The organism is Dactylosporangium sucinum, assembly GCF_014647515.1.
Classification (GTDB): domain Bacteria; phylum Actinomycetota; class Actinomycetes; order Mycobacteriales; family Micromonosporaceae; genus Dactylosporangium; species Dactylosporangium sucinum.
Genome location: NZ_BMPI01000003.1, coordinates 65725 through 84147, shown reverse-complemented (window position 1 = coordinate 84147; position 18423 = coordinate 65725). Strand labels below are relative to the sequence as shown.

At 73.6% G+C, this 18423-nt stretch carries 20 protein-coding genes; 10 read left to right on the top strand and 10 right to left on the bottom strand.

The window, feature by feature from the left end:
- Positions 1 to 234: 234 nt before the first annotated feature.
- The 3 genes from IEZ31_RS03035 to IEZ31_RS03025 all read right to left on the bottom strand — a co-directional run bounded on the left by IEZ31_RS03035 (position 235) and on the right by IEZ31_RS03025 (position 1973).
- Positions 235 to 1125 (bottom strand): serine/threonine-protein kinase, encoded by an 891-nt coding sequence (locus IEZ31_RS03035; RefSeq protein WP_190248151.1) that lies wholly within the window; start codon positions 1123 to 1125, stop codon positions 235 to 237.
- Between the two features lie 221 nt (positions 1126 to 1346).
- A complete protein-coding gene (locus IEZ31_RS03030) occupies positions 1347 to 1658 on the bottom strand; it encodes a hypothetical protein (protein ID WP_190248150.1) in 312 nt (103 codons plus the stop codon).
- A gap of 111 nt (positions 1659 to 1769) precedes the next feature.
- Complete coding sequence (locus tag IEZ31_RS03025) at positions 1770 to 1973, bottom strand: hypothetical protein (RefSeq protein WP_190248149.1); 204 nt, start codon at positions 1971 to 1973, stop codon at positions 1770 to 1772.
- Between the two features lie 144 nt (positions 1974 to 2117).
- Here IEZ31_RS03025 and IEZ31_RS03020 point away from each other — a divergent pair, with 144 nt between their 5' ends.
- The 6 genes from IEZ31_RS03020 (at position 2118) to IEZ31_RS02995 (ending at position 7573) form a co-directional block, all read left to right on the top strand.
- The gene (locus tag IEZ31_RS03020; RefSeq protein ID WP_190248148.1) at positions 2118 to 2954 is read left to right on the top strand and encodes an aldo/keto reductase; all 837 of its coding nucleotides are present in this window, start codon (positions 2118 to 2120) and stop codon (positions 2952 to 2954) included.
- A gap of 82 nt (positions 2955 to 3036) precedes the next feature.
- Positions 3037 to 3654: a DUF998 domain-containing protein gene (locus tag IEZ31_RS03015; protein WP_190248147.1), complete on the top strand. Its 618-nt coding sequence runs from the start codon at positions 3037 to 3039 to the stop codon at positions 3652 to 3654.
- 14 nt (positions 3655 to 3668) lie between these two features.
- Positions 3669 to 4019, top strand: coding sequence for a YciI family protein (locus IEZ31_RS03010; RefSeq protein WP_190248146.1), 351 nt, complete (start codon positions 3669 to 3671; stop codon positions 4017 to 4019).
- Positions 4020 to 4058: 39 nt separating this feature from the next.
- On the top strand, positions 4059 to 5279 hold the full coding sequence (locus IEZ31_RS03005) for an RNA polymerase sigma factor (protein WP_190248145.1): 1221 nt from the start codon (positions 4059 to 4061) through the stop codon (positions 5277 to 5279).
- Positions 5280 to 5473: 194 nt separating this feature from the next.
- Entirely contained in the window at positions 5474 to 6298 is an 825-nt protein-coding gene (locus tag IEZ31_RS03000) for a class I SAM-dependent methyltransferase (protein WP_190248144.1), read from the top strand.
- Positions 6299 to 6316: 18 nt separating this feature from the next.
- On the top strand, positions 6317 to 7573 hold the full coding sequence (locus IEZ31_RS02995; protein WP_190248143.1) for an aldehyde dehydrogenase family protein: 1257 nt from the start codon (positions 6317 to 6319) through the stop codon (positions 7571 to 7573).
- Here IEZ31_RS02995 and IEZ31_RS02990 read toward each other — a convergent pair.
- Both IEZ31_RS02990 and IEZ31_RS02985 read right to left on the bottom strand, forming a co-directional pair.
- Positions 7570 to 8862: a right-handed parallel beta-helix repeat-containing protein gene (locus tag IEZ31_RS02990; RefSeq protein ID WP_190248142.1), complete on the bottom strand. Its 1293-nt coding sequence runs from the start codon at positions 8860 to 8862 to the stop codon at positions 7570 to 7572. The genes IEZ31_RS02995 and IEZ31_RS02990 overlap by 4 nt on opposite strands.
- 28 nt (positions 8863 to 8890) lie before the next feature.
- The gene (locus IEZ31_RS02985; protein WP_190248141.1) at positions 8891 to 9301 is read right to left on the bottom strand and encodes a MarR family winged helix-turn-helix transcriptional regulator; all 411 of its coding nucleotides are present in this window, start codon (positions 9299 to 9301) and stop codon (positions 8891 to 8893) included.
- Between the two features lie 78 nt (positions 9302 to 9379).
- Between IEZ31_RS02985 and IEZ31_RS02980 the strand changes: the two genes are divergently transcribed.
- Both IEZ31_RS02980 and IEZ31_RS02975 read left to right on the top strand, forming a co-directional pair.
- On the top strand, positions 9380 to 11167 hold the full coding sequence (locus IEZ31_RS02980; protein ID WP_190248140.1) for an ABC transporter ATP-binding protein: 1788 nt from the start codon (positions 9380 to 9382) through the stop codon (positions 11165 to 11167).
- A gap of 53 nt (positions 11168 to 11220) precedes the next feature.
- Positions 11221 to 11457, top strand: a complete 237-nt coding sequence (locus IEZ31_RS02975; RefSeq protein ID WP_190248139.1) for a hypothetical protein — start codon at positions 11221 to 11223, stop codon at positions 11455 to 11457.
- Positions 11458 to 11468: 11 nt separating this feature from the next.
- Here IEZ31_RS02975 and IEZ31_RS02970 read toward each other — a convergent pair whose 3' ends face one another.
- The 3 genes from IEZ31_RS02970 to IEZ31_RS02960 are packed head-to-tail and all read right to left on the bottom strand — an operon-like array spanning position 11469 to position 13653.
- Complete coding sequence (locus IEZ31_RS02970) at positions 11469 to 12122, bottom strand: response regulator transcription factor (RefSeq protein ID WP_190248138.1); 654 nt, start codon at positions 12120 to 12122, stop codon at positions 11469 to 11471.
- Positions 12119 to 13294, bottom strand: a complete 1176-nt coding sequence (locus tag IEZ31_RS02965; RefSeq protein WP_190248137.1) for a sensor histidine kinase — start codon at positions 13292 to 13294, stop codon at positions 12119 to 12121. Before IEZ31_RS02965 ends, IEZ31_RS02970 begins: the two co-directional genes overlap by 4 nt.
- The gene (locus IEZ31_RS02960; protein ID WP_190248136.1) at positions 13291 to 13653 is read right to left on the bottom strand and encodes a DoxX family protein; all 363 of its coding nucleotides are present in this window, start codon (positions 13651 to 13653) and stop codon (positions 13291 to 13293) included. Before IEZ31_RS02960 ends, IEZ31_RS02965 begins: the two co-directional genes overlap by 4 nt.
- Positions 13654 to 13736: 83 nt before the next feature.
- On the opposite strand from IEZ31_RS02960, the gene IEZ31_RS02955 reads away from it, so the two are divergent.
- Positions 13737 to 14201: a MarR family winged helix-turn-helix transcriptional regulator gene (locus IEZ31_RS02955; protein ID WP_190248135.1), complete on the top strand. Its 465-nt coding sequence runs from the start codon at positions 13737 to 13739 to the stop codon at positions 14199 to 14201.
- A gap of 1 nt (position 14202) precedes the next feature.
- Here the strand turns inward: IEZ31_RS02955 and secA2 are convergent, their stop codons facing one another.
- Positions 14203 to 16530: an accessory Sec system translocase SecA2 gene (secA2, locus tag IEZ31_RS02950; protein ID WP_190248134.1), complete on the bottom strand. Its 2328-nt coding sequence runs from the start codon at positions 16528 to 16530 to the stop codon at positions 14203 to 14205.
- Between the two features lie 243 nt (positions 16531 to 16773).
- On the opposite strand from secA2, the gene IEZ31_RS02945 reads away from it, so the two are divergent.
- A complete protein-coding gene (locus IEZ31_RS02945; protein ID WP_373294493.1) occupies positions 16774 to 17607 on the top strand; it encodes an NAD-dependent protein deacetylase in 834 nt (277 codons plus the stop codon).
- On the opposite strand, the gene IEZ31_RS02940 is transcribed toward IEZ31_RS02945, so the two are convergent.
- A complete protein-coding gene (locus IEZ31_RS02940; protein WP_229834043.1) occupies positions 17596 to 18330 on the bottom strand; it encodes a 3-keto-5-aminohexanoate cleavage protein in 735 nt (244 codons plus the stop codon). The two genes, IEZ31_RS02945 and IEZ31_RS02940, sit on opposite strands and share 12 nt — an antisense overlap.
- Between the last annotated feature and the right edge of the window lie 93 nt (positions 18331 to 18423).

Here is an 18423-nt window from a genome sequence, read left to right as displayed (position 1 = left end):
GATCTCGTGTTGTGCCGGTCGGCAACGCGCGGGCACTGCGGATCTGCCTGCGTTCCCGGCTTCCGGTTCGTATGGATGCCTTGCTGCGACACGCTACGACTCGAACACCCGGACAGCATCAGCCACAAGGCTCAAAGAGCGCGAGCGTCAACAGGTCCGGGTGCGGCTCCATCAGACCTGGCGTCAGTACGACAACAGGCGCACCCGGCAGGATCCGGATCTGCGGCACGCGGGTCAGCGGATGGCCAGCGTGGCCGCGGCCTGGACCTGGGTCGTCCTCGGGCGGGGGTGGAGGACCGGCGGCACGTGGACCGGGACGTCCACCGCGGCCGACAGGATCAGCGCCAGCGCCACGCTAGTCGGGCGGGACTCCGGGAGCTTCGCCAGGCTTGCCGCGCAGATCTCGGCCAGCTCCGCCGGCAGGCCGGCGATCGTCGGCAGCGGGGCCGGGACCGCGTCGCGGTGGGCGCGCAGCACGCCCTCGTCCGTGTCGGCATGGAAGGGCAGGCGGCCGGTCAGGCACTGGTAGAGCAGGACGCCCAGGGCGTACACGTCCGCGGCCGGGGTCGCCGGGCCGCGGTCCAGGCGCTCCGGGGCCAGGTAGGCCGGCGTGCCCAGCAGCGTGCCGTCCGGGAGGTGGTCCGGGTCGCCCGTGCGGGCGGCCACGCCGAAGTCCAGGATCTTGGCGCCCGACGAGGTCAGGACCACGTTCGCCGGCTTCACGTCGCGGTGGACGATGCCGTGCGTGTGGGCCGCGGCCAGGCCGGCCGCCACCTCTGCGCAGACCCGGCCGGCCACCTGCCAGTCCAGCGGGCCCGACCGGATGACCCCGTCCAGGGGCTGGCCCTCGACCAGCTCCATCACCAGGTACGCCGTGCCGCGGCCGGAGCGCTTCGACGTGCCGAAGTCGTAGACCGACACCACGTTCGGGTGGGCGAAGCGGGCGCCCGAGCGGGCCTCGTTGCGGGCCCGGTCGAAGGCGTCCGGGTCGGCCGTGTGCTCGGGGGTGAGCAGCTTGACGGCCACGGTGCGGTCCAGCACCTCGTCATGTGCCTGCCACACGGTCGCCATGCCGCCCTGGCCCAGCTTGCGCTGGAGCCGGTAGCGGCCGCCCAAACTTCGCACCCGGTCCTCTTTCCCCCCGCGCGGGTGATTCAAGCCAACCCGCGGCACCACACGGACTCCTACCAGGCACCCGGCCTCCAACTCCCGTCCGGGGTCCTGAAGCCACTCGTCGGAGCGAACGGAAGGAACCGGGTGCCCGGACGCACGGCCGTGCTCGTGGCCTTCGGGGCCGGGTCGATCGCCGCGTCCGCGGCGACGCGCGGCACGCTGAGCAGCACGATCTAGATCCTGGGCGCGCTGGTGTGCGCCGCGCCGCTGCTCGTGCGGGCGTGGCGCGGCCGGGCCACCGTCCCGGGCGGCTGGCGGCTGGTGGCCGCCGGGCTCGCGGCCCGGCTGGCCGGGGACCTGACGTGGTCGGTCGAGGGGCTGGCACACGGCGGGGCGGCACCGTTCCCGAGCCTCAACGACTCGTCACCCGGCTCGGGCTGCTGGCCAGGCTCGCCCAGCGCCGCTCCCGGGACCTGGACGAGCGCGGCCGGCGGCTCGCCGAGGCCCTCGTCGAGCGGGAGGCCCTGGCGGAGCAGTTGCGCCACGGCGCGCTGCACGACCCGGTGACCGGCCTGGCCAACCGGGCGCTGCGCACCGCCCGCGAGACGTTCACGCGCATCGCCGCCGGCCCGCGGCACGCGATCGAGCGCGACGGGCTAGATGTCCTCGTCCAGTTGGGTGCCGCGCCGCGGGTCGGCGATCCGGCGGCCGGTCGAGTCGACGGCGCCCTCGTCGATCCGGCCGCCGCGGCCCTCGCGGAACGCGTGGCTCTGCGACTGCTCGGCCTGGCGCCGGGCGGCGTCGCGGGCCTGCGCCTCCGGGCTGTTCGGGTCGATCCCGGTCGGGTCCTGTGCGTTCATGGCTACTCCCCCTGGTCACGGCTGGTCACGGCGGCGGTCGGGCGGGTCGGGACACCATACCCGCCCCGATTCCCGGTAATCCATACGCAATCTCACCGGATGCACGCGGGGCGGGCACCACCGTGCCTGGTTACTGTCGGACGCATGTCTGAACAGAGCACCATCGACGTCGGCGGCGACCTCACCGTCCACCGGCTCGGGTTCGGCGCCATGCGCATCACCGGCGACGGCATCTGGGGCGATCCGCCCAACCGCGACGAGGCGAAGCGGGTCCTGCGCCGCGCGGTCGAGCTGGGCGTGAACTTCATCGACACCGCCGACTCCTACGGCCCGGACGTCAGCGAGGAGCTGATCGCCGAGGCCCTGCACCCGTACCCGGAGGACCTGGTCATCGCCACGAAGGGCGGCCTGGTGCGGCCCGGCCCCGGCGCCTGGGAGGCGGACGGGCGCCCGGAGCACCTGCGCGCCGCGCTCGAGGGGAGCCTGCGCAAGCTGCGGCTGGACGCGATCCCGCTGTACCAGTTCCACCGGCCCGACCCGAAGGTCCCGCTGGAGGACTCGATCGGGACGCTGGTCGAGCTGAAGGACCAGGGCAAGATCCGGCACATCGGGGTCTCCAACTTCACCGAGGACCAGCTGCGCGCGGCCCAGCGGCTCACCCCGGTCGTCTCCCTGCAGAACCGGTACAACCTGGGCGACCGCGTCTCGGAGTCCCTCGTCGACCTGTGCGAGCAGGAGCAGCTGGTGTTCCTGCCGTGGGCCCCGATCCAGGACCTGAACGGCAACCCCACGGTCGAGGCGGTGGCCCGCCGGCACGGCGCGACCCCGCGGCAGATCGTGCTGGCCTGGCTGCTGGCCCGCTCCCCCGCGATCCTGCCGATCCCGGGCACCGGCACGGTCGCCCACCTGGAGGCCAACCAGGCGGCGGCCCGGATCGAGCTCTCGCCGGAGGAGGTCGCCGAGCTGACGAAGGCCGGCTAGAAAAATCTTGAGAAGCCATGTCGGATCCGGGGTCTTCCGTTCGAGAGGTGGGTGAAGGCACACCTCGAAGGGAGACCCCGACATGACCTCCACCGCACCCGTCGACTGCACCCCCGCCCAGCGGGTGACCCGGTCGCTGCTCGGCTACGGCGTCCTCGCCGGTCCGGTGTACGTGACCGTCGCGCTGGCCCAGGCCCTGACCCGCGACGGGTTCGACCTCACCCGGCACGCCTGGAGCCTGCTCGCCCTGGGTCCGCTCGGCTGGATCCAGACCCTCAACTTCGTCCTGGCCGGGATGATGTCCGCCGCCTTCGCCGCCGGGCTGCGGCGGGCGCTGCCCGGCGCGCGCTGGGCGCCGCGGCTCGTGGCCGTCTACGGGGCGAGCCTGTTCGCCGCCGCCGCGTTCGAGGCGGACCCCGCGCCGGCCGCGGACGGTGCGGTCACCGTGAGCTGGCACGGCATGCTGCACCTCGCCGCCGGGGCCGTCGGGTTCACCGCGCTCACGATCGCCGCGTTCGCCGTCGGCAAGCGGCTCCTCCCCCGCTTCTCCCGCATCACGGGCGTCGTGCTGCTGGCCGGCTTCGCCTGCGTGGCCGCCGGCGGCGGGGCGGTCTGGGCCAACCTCGTCTTCACCGGCGCCATCGTCCTCACCTGGGCGTGGATGAGCGTCGTCGCCGTCAAGCTGTACAAGACCGTCTAGAAGGGACCACGTCGATGCGCTACCTGGTGCTGCTCGAAGCGACCAACCCCGCCGGACCGCCCCCGCCCGACCTCATGGCCGCGATCATGAAGCTCGGCGAGGAGGCCACCGCCGCCGGTGCCCTGCTCGACACCGCCGGCCTGCTGCCCAGCGCGGCCGGCGCGAAGATCACCGTCACCGGGGGCGAGCTGGCCGCGACCGACGGGCCGTTCGCCGAGACCAAGGAGATGATCAGCTACGCGCTGTACGAGGTCCGCTCCCGCGAGGAGGCGGTCGAGTGGACCAACCGGTTCATGCGCCTGCACCGCGACCTGTGGGAGGGCTGGGCGGGCGAGGCCCGCGTGCTGCAGGTGATGACGTTCTGACGGGATCTCTGACGGGATTCCGTGCGAGGATCGGTGGCCGTGACCGCCACCGATCCTCGCCGCGTCGTCGAGGCGGTGTACCGCATCGAGTCGGCGCGGCTCGTGGCCGGGCTCGCCCGGATCGTCCGCGACGTCGGGCTGGCCGAGGAGCTGGCGCAGGACGCGCTCGTCGTCGCCCTGGAGCAGTGGCCGGTCGACGGGGTGCCCGAGCAGCCGGGCGCGTGGCTGATGGCGACCGCGAAGCACCGGGCCGTCGACGTGCTGCGCCGCCAGGAGAACTACCGGCGCAAGCTCGCACTGTTCACCCGCGAGGCCGAGGCCGCCGACGAGCTCGCCCTGGACGACCACATCGGCGACGACCTGCTCCGGCTGATCCTCACCGCCTGCCACCCGTCGATCACGCCCGAGTCGCAGGTCGCGCTGGTGCTCCGCACGATCGGCGGGCTCACCACCGACCAGATCGCCCGGGCGTTCCTGACCACGGAGGCGACCGTCTCGCAGCGCATCCTGCGGGCGAAGAAGGCGCTGACCGGGGTGCGGTTCGAGCTGCCGGGGCCGGACGAGCTGCCGGGGCGGTTGGCGGCGGCCCTCGGTACCATATATTTGATCTTCAATGAGGGCTATGCGGCGACGGCCGGTGACGACTGGTCCCGGCCCCAGCTGTGCGAGGAGGCCCTGCGGCTGGGACGGATCCTGGCCGGCCTGCTGCCGGGTCAGGCCGAGGTCCACGGGCTGGTCGCGCTGATGGAGCTGCAGGCGTCGCGGATCCCGGCCCGGACCGGCCCCGGCGGCGAGCCGGTGCTGCTGCCGGACCAGGACCGGCGCCGGTGGGACCGGCTGCTGGTCCGCCGCGGGCTGGCCGCGCTCGACCGGGCATCGGCGCTGGGCACGTTCGGGCCGTACGGGCTGCAGGCCGCGATCGCCGCCTGCCACGCCCGCGCCCGGACGCCGGCCGAGACCGACTGGGGCCGGATCGCGGCGCTGTACCGCGTGCTGGTCCACGTCGCCCCGTCGCCGGTCGTGGAGCTGAACCGGGCGGTGGCCGTGGGGCAGGCGGAGGGGCCGGCCGCGGGCCTGGCGATCGTGGACGGCCTCGTCGCCGCGGGTTCGCTGGCCCGGTATCCGCACCTGCCGGCCGTCCGGGGTGACCTGCTGGAGCGGCTGGGGCGGCTGGGCGAGGCGCGGGCCGAGTTCGCGCGGGCGGCGGCGCTGACCCGCAACGAGCGGGAACGCCAGCTGTTCGAGACCCGCGCCCGCTGACGCCCGTGGTTTCCGCCGGTCGACGGATGCCTCCGTCCCGGTCCGGATCATCGGGGGCAGACCCGGCTGCAGTCCGTCGGGTGGTCGCCGGACGGGCATCGCCTCGCCGTCGGCAGCAACGCCAACGAGGTCCGGATCTACGGGCTCGGCTAACTCGGTTGCCGGGGTGGGGCGGGCGTGGGACGGTCCGGACCGTGAGTGAATACCTGCGGCTCAACCGTGCTCAGTGGGACGAGCGGGCGCCGGCCCATGCGGCCTCGCCCGGCTACGCCGTCGAGCGGTTCGTCACGGACCCGGACCACCTCAGCGAGGTCGTGCGGTTCGACCTGCCGCGGCTCGGGGACGTCGTCGGGGTGCGGGCCGTGCACCTGCAGTGTCACATCGGCACCGACACGATCTCGCTGCACCGGCTCGGTGCCCGGGTCACCGGACTGGACTTCTCCGGCGCGTCGCTCGCGCAGGCCCGGTCGCTCGCCGAGCGGGCCGGGGCCGCGGTCGACTTCGTCGAGTCCGACGTGTACGACGCGCCGAAGCACCTGGAGGCCGGGGCGTTCGACCTTGTCTACACCGGCATCGGTGCGCTCTGCTGGCTGCCCGACATCCGGCGCTGGGCCGGCGTCGTGGCCGAGCTGCTGAAGCCCGGCGGGCGGTTGTTCATCCGCGAGGGGCACCCGATGCTGTGGGCGGTCGACGAGACGCGTGGCGACGGGGTGCTCGCGGCCGAGTTCCCGTACTTCGAGCGCGAGGAGCCGCTCGTGTGGGACGACGCCACGACGTACGTCGAGACCGACGTCGTATTCGAGCACAACGTCACCCACTCGTGGAACCACGGGCTGGGCGAGATCGTGAGCGCGCTCCTGGGGTACGACCTGGAGATCACGATGCTCGACGAGCACGACAGCGCGCCGTGGGACGCCCTGCCCGGCCACACCGTCAAGGACGAGCGCGGCGAGCACCGGCTGGCGGACCGGCCGTGGCGGCTGCCGATGACGTACACGCTGCAGGCGCGCAAGCGCTGACCCGTAGACTGCTCGTTCGTGACGAACGCCTTCACCGCGGTCGAGGCCGCTGCCCGCGCCGCCCGCGCGGCGGCCGGCTCGCTCGCCGCCGCGCCCGCCAAGACGATCGACGAGGCGCTGCGCGGCATGGCCCGCCGGCTGCTGGTCGCGCAGGACGCCGTGCTGGCGGCCAACCGCGACGACCAGGCGGCCGCGGTGGAGAGCGGGATGAGCGGCGGCCTGCTCGACCGCCTCCGCCTCGACGGCGCCCGCCTGGCCGCGATGGCCGACCAGCTCAACATCCTCGCCGACGTGGAGCCCGAGCCGGCCCGCCGCACGATCCGCGACCTCGGCGACGGCCTGGTCCTGCAGGAGTGGCGCCGCCCGGTCGGCGTGATCGGCGCCAACTACGAGGCCCGCCCCAACGTCACCGTCGACGTGGCCTCGCAGCTGGTGAAGTCGCAGAACGGCGGCGTGCTCCGCACGGGCTCGGCCGCCCTGGCGTCGGCGACCGCGCTCATGGACGAGGTCGTCGCCCCCGCGCTGGCGGAGGCCGGCCTCGACCCGGCGGCCGTCCAGCTGGTCCGCGTGCGCGACCGCGAGTCGGCCGAGGCGCTGGTGGCCCAGCCGGGCCTGATCCCGCTGGTCATCCTGCGCGGCAGCGGCGACAGCACCCGCGCCCTGGCGGAGCGGGCGGCCCTGAACGGCGTGCGCACGCTGGCCCACGCCGACGGCGGCGGCGTGCTGTACCTGGACGCGGCGTGCGACCGGACGCGCGCCTTCGAGCTGATCGCCGCGGGCCTGGACCGGCTGGGCGTGTGCAACCGCCTCAACCTGCTGCTGGTGCACCGGTCGCTGTGGGATTCGGTGGTACCGGACGTGGTCGCCGCCCTCTCGTCCCGGACGCCCTCGATCGCGGCGTCGCTGCCGCCGCACGACCACCCGCTGGGCTACGAGTGGGCGCTGGACTCGGCCCGCGAGGCGACGGTGACGATCGCCCCGGTGGACGGCCCACTCGCGGCGGCGCGGCTGGCCAACGACGAGACGTCGGGCCTGGCGGCCGGGATCGTGACGGAGGACTCCGCCGCGGCGGCGGAGTTCCTGTCGGCGTATGCCGGCACCGGCGCGTTCTGGAACGCGACGACCCGCCTGCTCGACGGCTTCAAGCTGCTGTCGGTCCCGGAGACGGGCATCAACATCGACCGCGTCCCGGGCCCGCGCGGCCCGGTGACGTTCCGCGACCTGTCCCTGCGGCAGTACGCGGTGCTCCCGGCCGACCGCGCCGCAGAACTCTAGGCGGCCGTCGGGATCGGGAGGTCCGACGCCACCGGGGAGAGCAGGGCGCCCGCCCGCGTCACGCGGATCGGGGTCGGCTGGGTCTTCGGGTCGCCGCGGTCCCAGATGCGCTGGCCGCGGATCGTGGCCGCCTCCACCCGAGCGTTGATCGTGATGCCCGCGCCGTCCTGCGAGCGGCGGCCGTTGCCGCGGATGCGGTTGGCCAGCAGGAACGCGTCCACCAGGTCGCCGTCGATGCAGATGCCGTCCGCGCCGTTGTCCCAGATGTCGTTGCCCTCGATGACGATGTCCGCGGCCGGCAGGGTGCGGGCGCCCGGCAGGTTGTGCTGGCGGTAGCCGTGGCCGCCGTTGCGGCTCAGCCGGCTCCCCGTCACCGTGTACCCGCCCGGCGTGTTGCCGATGGACACGCCGTCGCCCACGTTCTCGTCGATCACGCAGCCCGTCACCACGCCGTAGCGGCCGGCGATGTGGGTCGTGCCCTGGCCCGACACGTCGAAGCCGGCCACCCGGTTGCCCGTCATCGTGCAGCCCATCACCACCAGGCCGTCGGCGCCCCAATCCGAGATGCCGTAGAAGTTGCCCTGCGCGTGGCAGCCCAGGACGCGGATGCCGCGCGGGCGGGTCCAGGACGCGTCCTGCAGCTCGACGAAGATGCCGTTGGTGCCGTTGTGGAGCGTCACGCAGTCGGTGATCGTCAGGCGTTCCACGTCGCCCCAGCCGCCGACGCCGATGCCGATGCCGGCGCCGCCCTTCTCCCAGCCGCTGTCCAGGCGCCCGCAGTGCACGGCGAGGACCCGCTCGACCGTGGTGTCCTGGAGGAAGTCGCAGCCGAACCCCGTCGCCGGGGTGTCGTGGATGTACAGGTCGTGGAAGTTGCCGCGCAGCACGTACTGCAGGCCCAGCCCCTTGGCCAGCACGTCGTACGCCGGCAGCGTCATGCGCGACCCGTCGATCTCGAACCGGGCGAACTCCACGTCGGCGATCGGGTGCTCGGTGGAGGCGCCGTGCTGCAGGGCGGTCCAGAAGGCCAGCGGCACCGGGCGGTCGGGAGCACCCGGGTTGGCCAGCAGGAAGCGGGTGGCGCCGGGGCCGTCGCCGATCAGCGACACGCCGCTGCGCCAGACCGTGCCGACGTCGTGGATCGCGTACGCACCGGCCGGGCAGTGGATCGTGCGCGGGATCCCGTCGCGGGCGCACTCGGCGCCCAACTGGTCGACGAGCCGCTGCAGCGCCGGCTGGTCGTTGGTCACCCCGTCGCCGGCCAGGCCGTGGTCGAGTGCGTTGACCATGCAGCGACGCTGCCCGCAACGGCGCGGACTAATCCAGCAGGGTGGCCAGGATCCGGCGCAGTTCGCCGCGGTCCTCGGCGGACAGGGCGGCGAAGAAGCGCGACGCCTCCGCGACGCGGGCCTGCCGGATGGACTCGGCCACGGTGCCGCCGGAATCCGTCAACGCGACCAGCGTCGCCCGCCGGTCGGCCGGGTCCGGCAGCCGCTCCACCAGGCCGCGCTCCTGCAGGCCGTCGACCACCTCGGTGGTGGACCGGGGCGCGATGCGCAGGTGCTCGGACAGCTCGCTGAGCCGCATCGAGCCGTGCCGGCCCAGCACGTTGACCGCCCGGGACTGCCCGGGCGTGATCCCCCACGGCTCCAGGCTCTTGTGCGTCTGGTGCCGCAGCCGGCGGGCCACGCTCCAGAACGCCTCGGCGAGACCCTCGTCAGGCTCCACCGGAATACGGTAGCAGCGGTTGGTGTTGGTCCCTCATAGTGAGGTAACCTCAGCATATTCGACCGGAGGGAAACCACCTTGGAGCCCAACCAACCCCCGCGACCCAGCCGCCACCGACAGCTCACCGCCGCCGAGAAGTCCCAGGCCAAGCAGGTCTCGCTGGCCCGCATCGGCCGGCTGTTCAGCGCCCACCGCGGCCCGCTCGCCGTGGTGGTCCTCATCATCGTCGCCTCGTCCGTGCTCGGGATGGCCTCGCCGTTCCTGCTCCGCGAGGTCATCGACAAGGCCCTGCCCGAGCGCGACACCACGCTGCTCGGCTGGCTGGTCGCCGGCATGGTCGCCGTGGCGGCCGTCACCGCCGCGCTCGGCGTCGTGCAGACCTGGATCTCGACCAAGGTCGGCCAGCAGGTCATGCACCGGCTGCGCACCGGCGTCTTCGCCCACCTCCAGCGGCAGTCGGTCGGGTTCTTCACCCGCACCCGCACCGGCGAGGTCCAGTCCCGCATCACCAACGACATCGGCGGGATGGAGGCGGTCGTCACCAACACGGCCACGTCCATCGCGTCCAACCTGACCACCGCGGTCGCCACCGCCGTCGCCATGGCGGCGCTGTCGTGGCGGCTGTCGCTCGTGTCGCTCGTCGTGCTGCCGCCCGCGATCTACCTGACCCGCAAGGTCGCCGGCCTGCGCCGCGAGATCACCGCCCAGCGCCAGCGCGAGCTGGCCGACCTCAACGTCACGATCGAGGAGGGCCTCTCGATCAGCGGCGTGCGGCTGTCCAAGACCATGGGCGCGGGCGCGGCCCTGGTCGACCGGTTCACCGCCTCCTCCACCCGGCTCATCGACCTGGAGATGCGCTCCGAGCTGGCCGGCCGCTGGCGGATGGCCTCGATGAGCGTGATCTTCGCCGCCATCCCCGCGGTCATCTACCTCAGCGCCGGGCTGCCGATGACGGCCGGCACGCTGAGCATCGGCACGCTGGTCGCCTTCACCGCGCTGCAGGCCGGGCTGTTCCGCCCGCTCATGGGGCTGCTGAGCGTGGGCGTCTCGCTGACCGCGTCGCTCGCCCTGTTCGCCCGCATTTTCGAGTATCTCGACCTGCCCGTCGAGGTCGCCGACCCGGCCCGGCCGAAGCCGTTCGGGAACGTGCGCGGCCACCTGCGCTTCGAGAACGTCTCGTTCACCTACCCGGGCAGCCGCGTCCCCGCCGTCGACGGCGTGTCGCTCGACGTGCCCGCCGGCACCTCCCTCGCCCTGGTCGGCGAGACCGGCTCGGGCAAGAGCACGATCGCGGCGCTCGTCGCCCGGCTGCACGACCCGGGCGCCGGCCGGATCACGATCGACGGCATCGACCTGCGTGACGTGCGCCTCACCGACCTGGCCGACGTCGTCGGCGTGGTCAGCCAGGAGACGTATCTGCTGCACACGACCGTCCGGGAGAACCTGCGGTACGCGAAACCGGAGGCGACCGACGAGGAACTGGAGGCGGCCGCCCGGGCGGCGCGGATCCACGACGTGATCAGCGCCCTGCCGGACGGGTACGACACGGTGGTCGGCTCCCGCGGCTACCGCTTCTCCGGCGGCGAGCAGCAGCGCATCGCCATCGCCCGCACCCTCCTGCGCGACCCGCGCATCCTGGTGCTCGACGAGGCGACGAGCGCCCTGGACACCGAGACCGAGCGGGCGGTCCAGCGGGCGTTCGACACCCTGGCCGAGGGCCGCACGACGATCACGATCGCGCACCGGCTCTCCACGGTCCGCCACGCCGACCAGATCGTGGTGATCGACCACGGCCGGGTGATCGAGCGCGGCACGCACGACGCCCTGCTGGACGCCGACGGCACCTACGCCGCCCTTGCGGCATGACATCCGGGAAGTCACCGATGCGGGGAGTGGACGACCGGGCGCATGCTAGGGGCATGGGTCGTTTCATCCTGGGTGCGATCGCGATCATCGTGGGCCTCTTCGTCGCCGGCGCGATCGCGATCTGGCTGTTCGGCGCGCTCTTCAAGATCGCTATCTACGTCCTCGTCGGTGCCGTCGTCGTCGGCGGCGCGATGTATCTCTACGGCAAGGCCAAGCGCAGCCTCGGCACCACTCGCAACCAGCGGCGCATCGACGCCGCCATGAGCACCTGGAAGCAGCGCAACCGCTGATCACGCGCTCGTCATGAGCCGGGCGTGACGAAGCCGGACTCGTAGGCGGCGATCACCGCCGCCGTCCGGTCACGGGCGCCGAGCTTGGCCAGCACGTTGCCGACGTGGGTCTTCACCGTCTCCAGGCCGAGGTGCAGCTCGTGCGCGATCTCGGCGTTGGAGGCCCCCGTGGTCATCCGGCGCAGGACCTCGGCCTCGCGGTCGGTCAGGTGGGCCGACGCGAGGCGGTCGCCGCGCGGCCGCCCGTCGGCGCGAACCCCCGCCAGCCGGCGGATCGCCGCCGGGAAGAGCAGCGACTCGCCGGCCGCCACCACCCGCACCGCCTCGACGAGCTCGGCCGGGCGGGCCCGCTTCAGCACGAAGCCGCTCGCGCCGGCGCGCAGCGCCTCGTACACGTAGTCGTCGTGCTCGAACGTCGTCACCACCAGCACCCGCGGCGGATCGGCCGAGGTGGCCAGGAGGTGGCGGGTCGCCTGAATGCCGTCGATGCCGGGCATGCGCACGTCCATGAGCAGCACGTCGGGGCGGGTCCGGGCGACCAGCGGCGGCACCTCGGCGCCGTCCGCCGCCTCGCCGACCACGGTCAGGTCGCCGGCGCCCTCCAGGATGACCCGCAGGCCGACCCGGATCAGCTCGTCGTCGTCCACGACGGCCACCCTGATCATGAGGCCTCCCCGAACGGCAGCCGGGCCGAGACGAGCCACGCGCCGTCGAGCGGGCCCGCGTCGAGCCGGCCGCCGAGCAGCGTGACCCGCTCGGCCATCCCCCGCAGCCCCCGCCCCGGCGCACCGCCGTCCCGCGCCCGCCGGCGCTGCGCCGTTCCCCCGCGCACCGCGTTGCGCACCTGCACCGTCAGCTCCCCGCCGTCCGCCCGGAGCCGGACGGTGACGGTGCCGCGGCCGGCGTGGCGCATCGCGTTGGTGAGCGACTCCTGCACGATGCGGTACCCCTCCCGGGAGACGTGCGGCGGGACGTCGTCGAGCGCGCCGTCGGTGTGCAGGTCGACGGGGATCCCGGCCTCCTCGACGAGCCGCGGCAGGTCGCGCAGCGACCGCGACGGGGCGAGCGCGGCCGGGGTGTCGTCGCGCAGCACCGCCAGTACCGTATCGAGATCCGCCAGCGCGGAACGCCCCGCGTCCTCGATGGCCCCGAGCGCCCGCTCCGCGAACGCCGGGTCCTCCCGCAGCCGCTGGCGCGCCGCCGCGGCCTGCAGCGTGGTCACCGTCAGCGCGTGACCCACCGAGTCGTGCAGCTCCCGGGCCAGGCGGTTGCGCTCGGCGAGCCGCACGGCCTGGGCCTCCAGCGCGGCGATGCGGGCCGTCGGCGACGGGCCGAGCAGCACCGGCGCCATGGTGGTGGCGAGCGCGCCCAGCCCGGCGACGGCGAACACCAGCCCGACGAGGGCCAGCAGCCCGGCGGCGGTCAGCCCGAGCGTGCCCCGGCCGGGCTCCAGCAGGGCGACGAACGCCAGCGGCACCGCGGTGACCGTGGCGGCGGCGACCGCGCCGCCGATGGCGAGGTGCAGCACGAACCAGAGCGCGGCGCGCAGCCGGGTCTCGCGGCCCTCGGCGGCCGGCACCGGGTCGGGCAGGTCGGCGCCGAGCAGCCAGCGGGCGGCGGTGATCTCCAGCGCGCGGGTGCCCCGCAGGAACGGCGGGACGAGCCCGATCGCGGCGGCGAGCACGGCCAGGGCGGCGACCGTCGCGCGGGGCGCGCCCGGCTCGGTGAGCGCCCGGGCGAAGGCGGCGGCCAGCAGCGCATACGGCAGCAGCAGCACCCCGCCGAGGAGCAGGAACACGCCGCGGCGGTAGGTGGAGCCGCGCACCAGGACGCTCACCCGCCCAGGATCGCACCTCCCCCGTGCGCGACCCCGACGGCCAGGGTCGCCGCGCACAGCGCGAGGAACCCGCAGGCGAGGACGAACTGCGCCGAGTAGTCGGCGGCCCGCAGGTGCGTGTAGACGGCGCAGGTGAAGTACAGGACCAGGCCGAACGCGGCGGCGGTGCCGATGCCGGGCAGCCAGAGACCGGCGAGCAGGCCGACGCCGCCGGCCAGCTTGAGCACGCCGATCGGGAAGACCAGCCAGGACTCGGGAACGCCGGCCCGGGCCATGCCGGGCAGGATCGGACGGAGGCGCAGCAGGGCGCCGGCGCCGGAGAACAGGCTGGCGACGGCGGTGATCAGGAACAGCAGCACGGGGTGGCCTCTCCTCGGTATCGTATCTTCGAGAACCGATATCGTATGAGTTTCATATTATATGAGATACGGAGAGGCGCAAGATGACGGGACGTGACCGGCGGCGCGCGACGAACGACGTCAAGGAGTCGCTGCGCGCGCTGAGCATCCAGCTGTCCCGGCTCAACCATCAGGTGGGAGCGCAGCTGGAACTCAAGGACGCGGACTTCGACTGCCTGGACCTGGTCAACCGGCACGGGCCGCTGAGCCCGAGCGCCCTGGCCCGGCAGGCGGGGCTGCACCCGGCGACGATGACCGGGATCCTCGACCGGCTGGAGCGCGGCGGGTGGGTCGCGCGGGACCGCGACCCGGGCGACCGGCGCGCGGTGGTGATCCGCGCGCTGCGCGACCGCAACCACGAGGTGTTCGCGCTGTTCGCGAGCATGAACGCCGCGATGGACGCGCTCTGCGCCGGCTACGACGACGCGCAGCTGGCGCTGATCGGCGAGTTCCTGGAGCGGTGCACCGAGGCCGGCCGAGCCGCGACGGACGACCTGGCCTCGGCGTGAGTCAACTCTTCTTGACGCCCTTGCCGCTGCGGAACAGCTTCACCATGCCGGCGAAGAAGCGCTCCATCTCGGAGCCGAACGGGTTGTCGCTCACGACGTAGGTCCAGGTGGCGCTCGGGCGCACCAGGCCGGCGTCGTCGAGGCTCCGATCGGGCGAGAACTCCTCGATCCCCTCGAACTCGGCGACCGTGCGGTCGTCGATCTCGGCCAGCAGGCCGCGGAAGGCGGGGATCGCCTCGCGGTGGAACTCGTCGAGCGGGTCCTGCGAGCCGAGCACCCGCAGGTGGATGCCCTCGCGCAGCTCGCTCATGTCGGCCAGGTGCTCCGACCAGGCGTTGTCCGCGTGGTAGAGCGCGATCATCCGGGCCACCTTGAGGACGGCCTCCTCGCCGAACTCCTCGGCCAGCTCGTTGTACTGCTCCGGGCTGCGCTCGGCGAGCAGCTCGCCGGCCGCGTCGGTGGTGAGCAGCTCCTCGCGGCGCTTGCCGTGCAGCTGGCGGTGCTGGTCGAGCAGGTAGTTGTACCGCCAGGTGTTGCGGTGGATCTCCAGGTTGACGGTCTCGGCGACGCGCTGCGCCGAGCCGATCGCCCAGCGCACGTCCTCGTCCTCGATCGCACCGTCGGCGTCGGCCTGGCCCATGGGCATGGGCTCCGGCCCGTACCGCTGGATCAGCTCGTCCTCGAGGCTCACGAAGAACATCGACTCGCCCGGGTCGCCCTGCCGGCCGGCGCGGCCGCGCAGCTGGTCGTCGATGCGGCGGGAGTCGTTGCGGGCGGTGCCGATGACGAACAGGCCGCCCAGCTCGGCGACCCGCTCCCGGTCCTTCTCGTCGCTGCCGCCGAGGCGGATGTCGACACCGCGGCCGGTCATCTGGGTCGACACAGTGACCGCGCCGACGGCGCCGGCCTCGGCGACGATGCCGGCCTCCTTCTCGTCGTTCTTCGCGTTGAGCACGACGCACTCGACGCCCTCCTCCGCGAGGGTGGCGGCGAGCTGCTCCGACTCGGCGACGCTCAGCGTGCCGACGAGCACCGGGCGGCCGGTGGCGTGCATCGCGACGATCTCGGCGACGCAGGCGATGTCGCGCTCCTCGGCCGAGGCGTAGACCCGGTCCGGCCAGTCCTTGCGGATGTTGGGCAGGTGCGGCGGGATGACCGCGACCTCGAGCTTGTAGAACTCCCGCAGCTGGTCGCCGACGGGGAGGGCGGTGCCCGTCATGCCGCAGATCTTCTTGTACTGCGTGAGGAACGCCTGCACCGTGATGGTCTGCAGGACCGTGCCGCCGCCGCTGCTGCGGATCTTCTCCTTCGCCTCGACCGCGGCCTGGAGCCCGTCCGGCCAGCGGCGCCGCTGGGCGACCCGGCCGCGGAACTCGTCGATGAGCTCGACCTTCTCCTCGCGCACGATGTAGTCGACGTCGCGGACCAGCAGCGCCTCGGCGTGCAGCGCCAGGTTGACGGCGGTGAGCGTGTCGACGTTCTCCGACCCGTAGAGGTCCACACCCAGCGCGGTCTCGACCTTGGCCAGGCCGTCGGTGGTCAGGTGCGCGGTGCGCCCCTCGTCGACGACCTCGTAGTCGTGGTCGCGGTGCAGGCCGCCGACGACCTCGGCGATGGCGATCGGCTGGTCCTTGTCGTCGATCGTCGAGCCGGCGAGCACCAGCGGCACCCGGGCCTCGTCGATGAGGATCGAGTCGGCCTCGTCGATGATGACGGTGCCCAGCTCGCGGTGCACGCGGTCGGCGACGTCGGTGACGATCGAGTCGCGGAGCAGGTCGAAGCCGGCCTCGGACACCGACACGTAGGTGATGTCCTTCGCGTAGGCCTCGCGGCGCTCCTCGGGGGTCGAGGACTCGTTGACCCAGCCGACGGTGAGGTCGAGCAGCTCGTAGACGGGACGCATCCACTCGGCGTCGCGGCGGGCGAGGTAGTCGTTGACGGTGATGACGTGGACGGGGCCCTGCGCCGCATACCCGGCCGCCGCGATGGCCGCGGTCAGCGTCTTGCCCTCACCGGTGGCCATCTCGACGACGTGCCCGGCCAGCAGGACCTGGGCGCCGAGGAGCTGCACATCGTACGGCCGCTCGTCGAGGGCCCGCTTCGCCGCCTCCCGGCCGAGCGCGCACGCCTCGACGAAGTCCTGCGGGTCGTCGCGCTGGTGCAGGGCCGTGGCGGCCGCGCGCAGCTCGTCGTCGGTGAGCTCCGACAACTCCGCCTCGCGCAGCTCGATCTCGGGCAGCAGGGCGCGCATCGGCTCCAGGTCGATGGTGGTGCCCGGCTGCTCCTGCAGCTTGCGGCGCCAAGCGTTGAATTTGCTCACCAAACCCATGGCGAACACGATACGTCCCCGGCCGTGGAACGTGTGCGCCCCGTCACGCGCGGCCGCTCACCCGCTGGTCTGTTCGGACATTTCCGACATATCGGCTAAATCCGCCCCGACGACGGGCCCGCCGCCGGCCCCACCCATGATCGGTGGAGACTGCCGGCTGTCACGGCAGCCGGAAAAACTTCCAATGATCATGGGAAGCCGCCCAGGCCGGCCCCGGGCGGGTGGGGCGGCGGGTGGGGCACCATTGAGCGCGTGGAAGGTGGGGTGCGGGCGCTCAGCCAGCTGTTCGCCCGGGGCGACGTCGTGATCCTCAGCGGAGCCGGGCTGTCCACCGAGTCGGGCATTCCGGACTACCGGGGACCGACCGGGATGCGGCGGCCGGCGACGCCGATGACGTACCAGACGTTCACGCGGGACGGGGTCGCCCGGCGGCGCTACTGGGCGCGCAGCCACCTCGGGTGGCACAACATCGCCCGGGCCGCGCCCAATGCGGGGCACCAGGCCGTCGGGCGGCTACAGCGGCAGGGCTACGTCGGCGGGATCATCACCCAGAACGTCGACGGGCTGCACCAGGCCGGCGGGGCCGACCCCGTCGTCGAACTGCACGGCGGGCTCGACCGGGTCGTCTGCCTCGACTGCGGCGACCTTTCCGGGCGGGCCGACCTGCACGAGCGGCTCGCCGGCGCCAATCCCGCGTTCGACCACACCAGCGACGCGATCAAGCCCGACGGCGACGTCGACCTCACCGACGAGCAGGCCGCCGGGTTCGCGATCGTCGACTGCGTGCGGTGCGGCGGGATGCTCAAGCCCGACGTGGTCTTCTTCGGCGAGAGCGTGCCGGCGCCCCGGGTGCAGGCGTGTTTCCAGCTGGTCGAGAAGGCCTCAGCGCTCGTGGTGCTCGGCTCGTCGCTCACCGTCATGTCCGGGCGGCGGTTCGTCGTGCGGGCGGCCAAGCTCGGACTGCCGATCGCGATCGTCAACCAGGGGGCGACCAAGAGCGACGGGCTGGCCACGCTGCTGCTCGACGCGCCGCTCGGCACGGTGCTCAGCGCCGTGGCCTGGTCGCTACGCGGCTGAGGACCAGACCGACAGGGCCAGCCGGACCAGCTCGGCGTTGTCGGCGACGGGCTCGCCGGAGGGGCCGGTCAGGGTGTCCTCCAGGCCGATCCGCGTCGGCAGGCCGAGCCGGCCCGCGAGGGCGACCATCGGCCAGCACGACGCCCCCTCGCCGTGCAGCAGCCGCTCGCCGCGCACGCCGGCCGTCTCCAGCGCGGCCAGTACCGCCGCCGGATCCGTCTCCGGGGACATGATCTCGACCAGCACCCGCGGCAGGGTGGCCCCGATCGACAGCGCGGCCGCGTCGGCGACCGTCCAGACGCCCGCCTCGACCGCGACCCCGAGCTCGGTCAGCATGAGGACCAGCTCGGTGAACCCCGGTTCGGAGACGTTCACCGAGGCGAAGTCGGGCCGGTCGTACCGCGAAAGCTCGGCCCATCCCCCGACCGCGAGCGAGCGGGTGGCCACGTCGCCGCCGGTCACCCAGAGGCCGGTCGTGACCCCGATCGGCGTCGCCGGGCAGACCGCGCGCACCGCCGCGACGGCCGCGCCCACGTCGGCGGCGTCGAGCGACTCGGTCCCGCCGGCCCGGCGCGGGTGCAGGTGGACGGCCTCGGCGCCGGCGGCCACGGCGGCCTGCGCGGCGACGGCCAGCTCGGCCGGGGCGCAGGGCAGCGCGGGGTGCTCGCCGGGCCGGCGGCCGCCGTTCAGCGCCACCTTGAGCCGGGCGATCGGGCGCAACACAGGACAACTCTCGCGCTCGGCCCGGCCGCGCGCAAGATCGGACCCCTCCCCGGGGGTATGGAAACCCCCGGCGATCCAGCGACCACCGGGGGT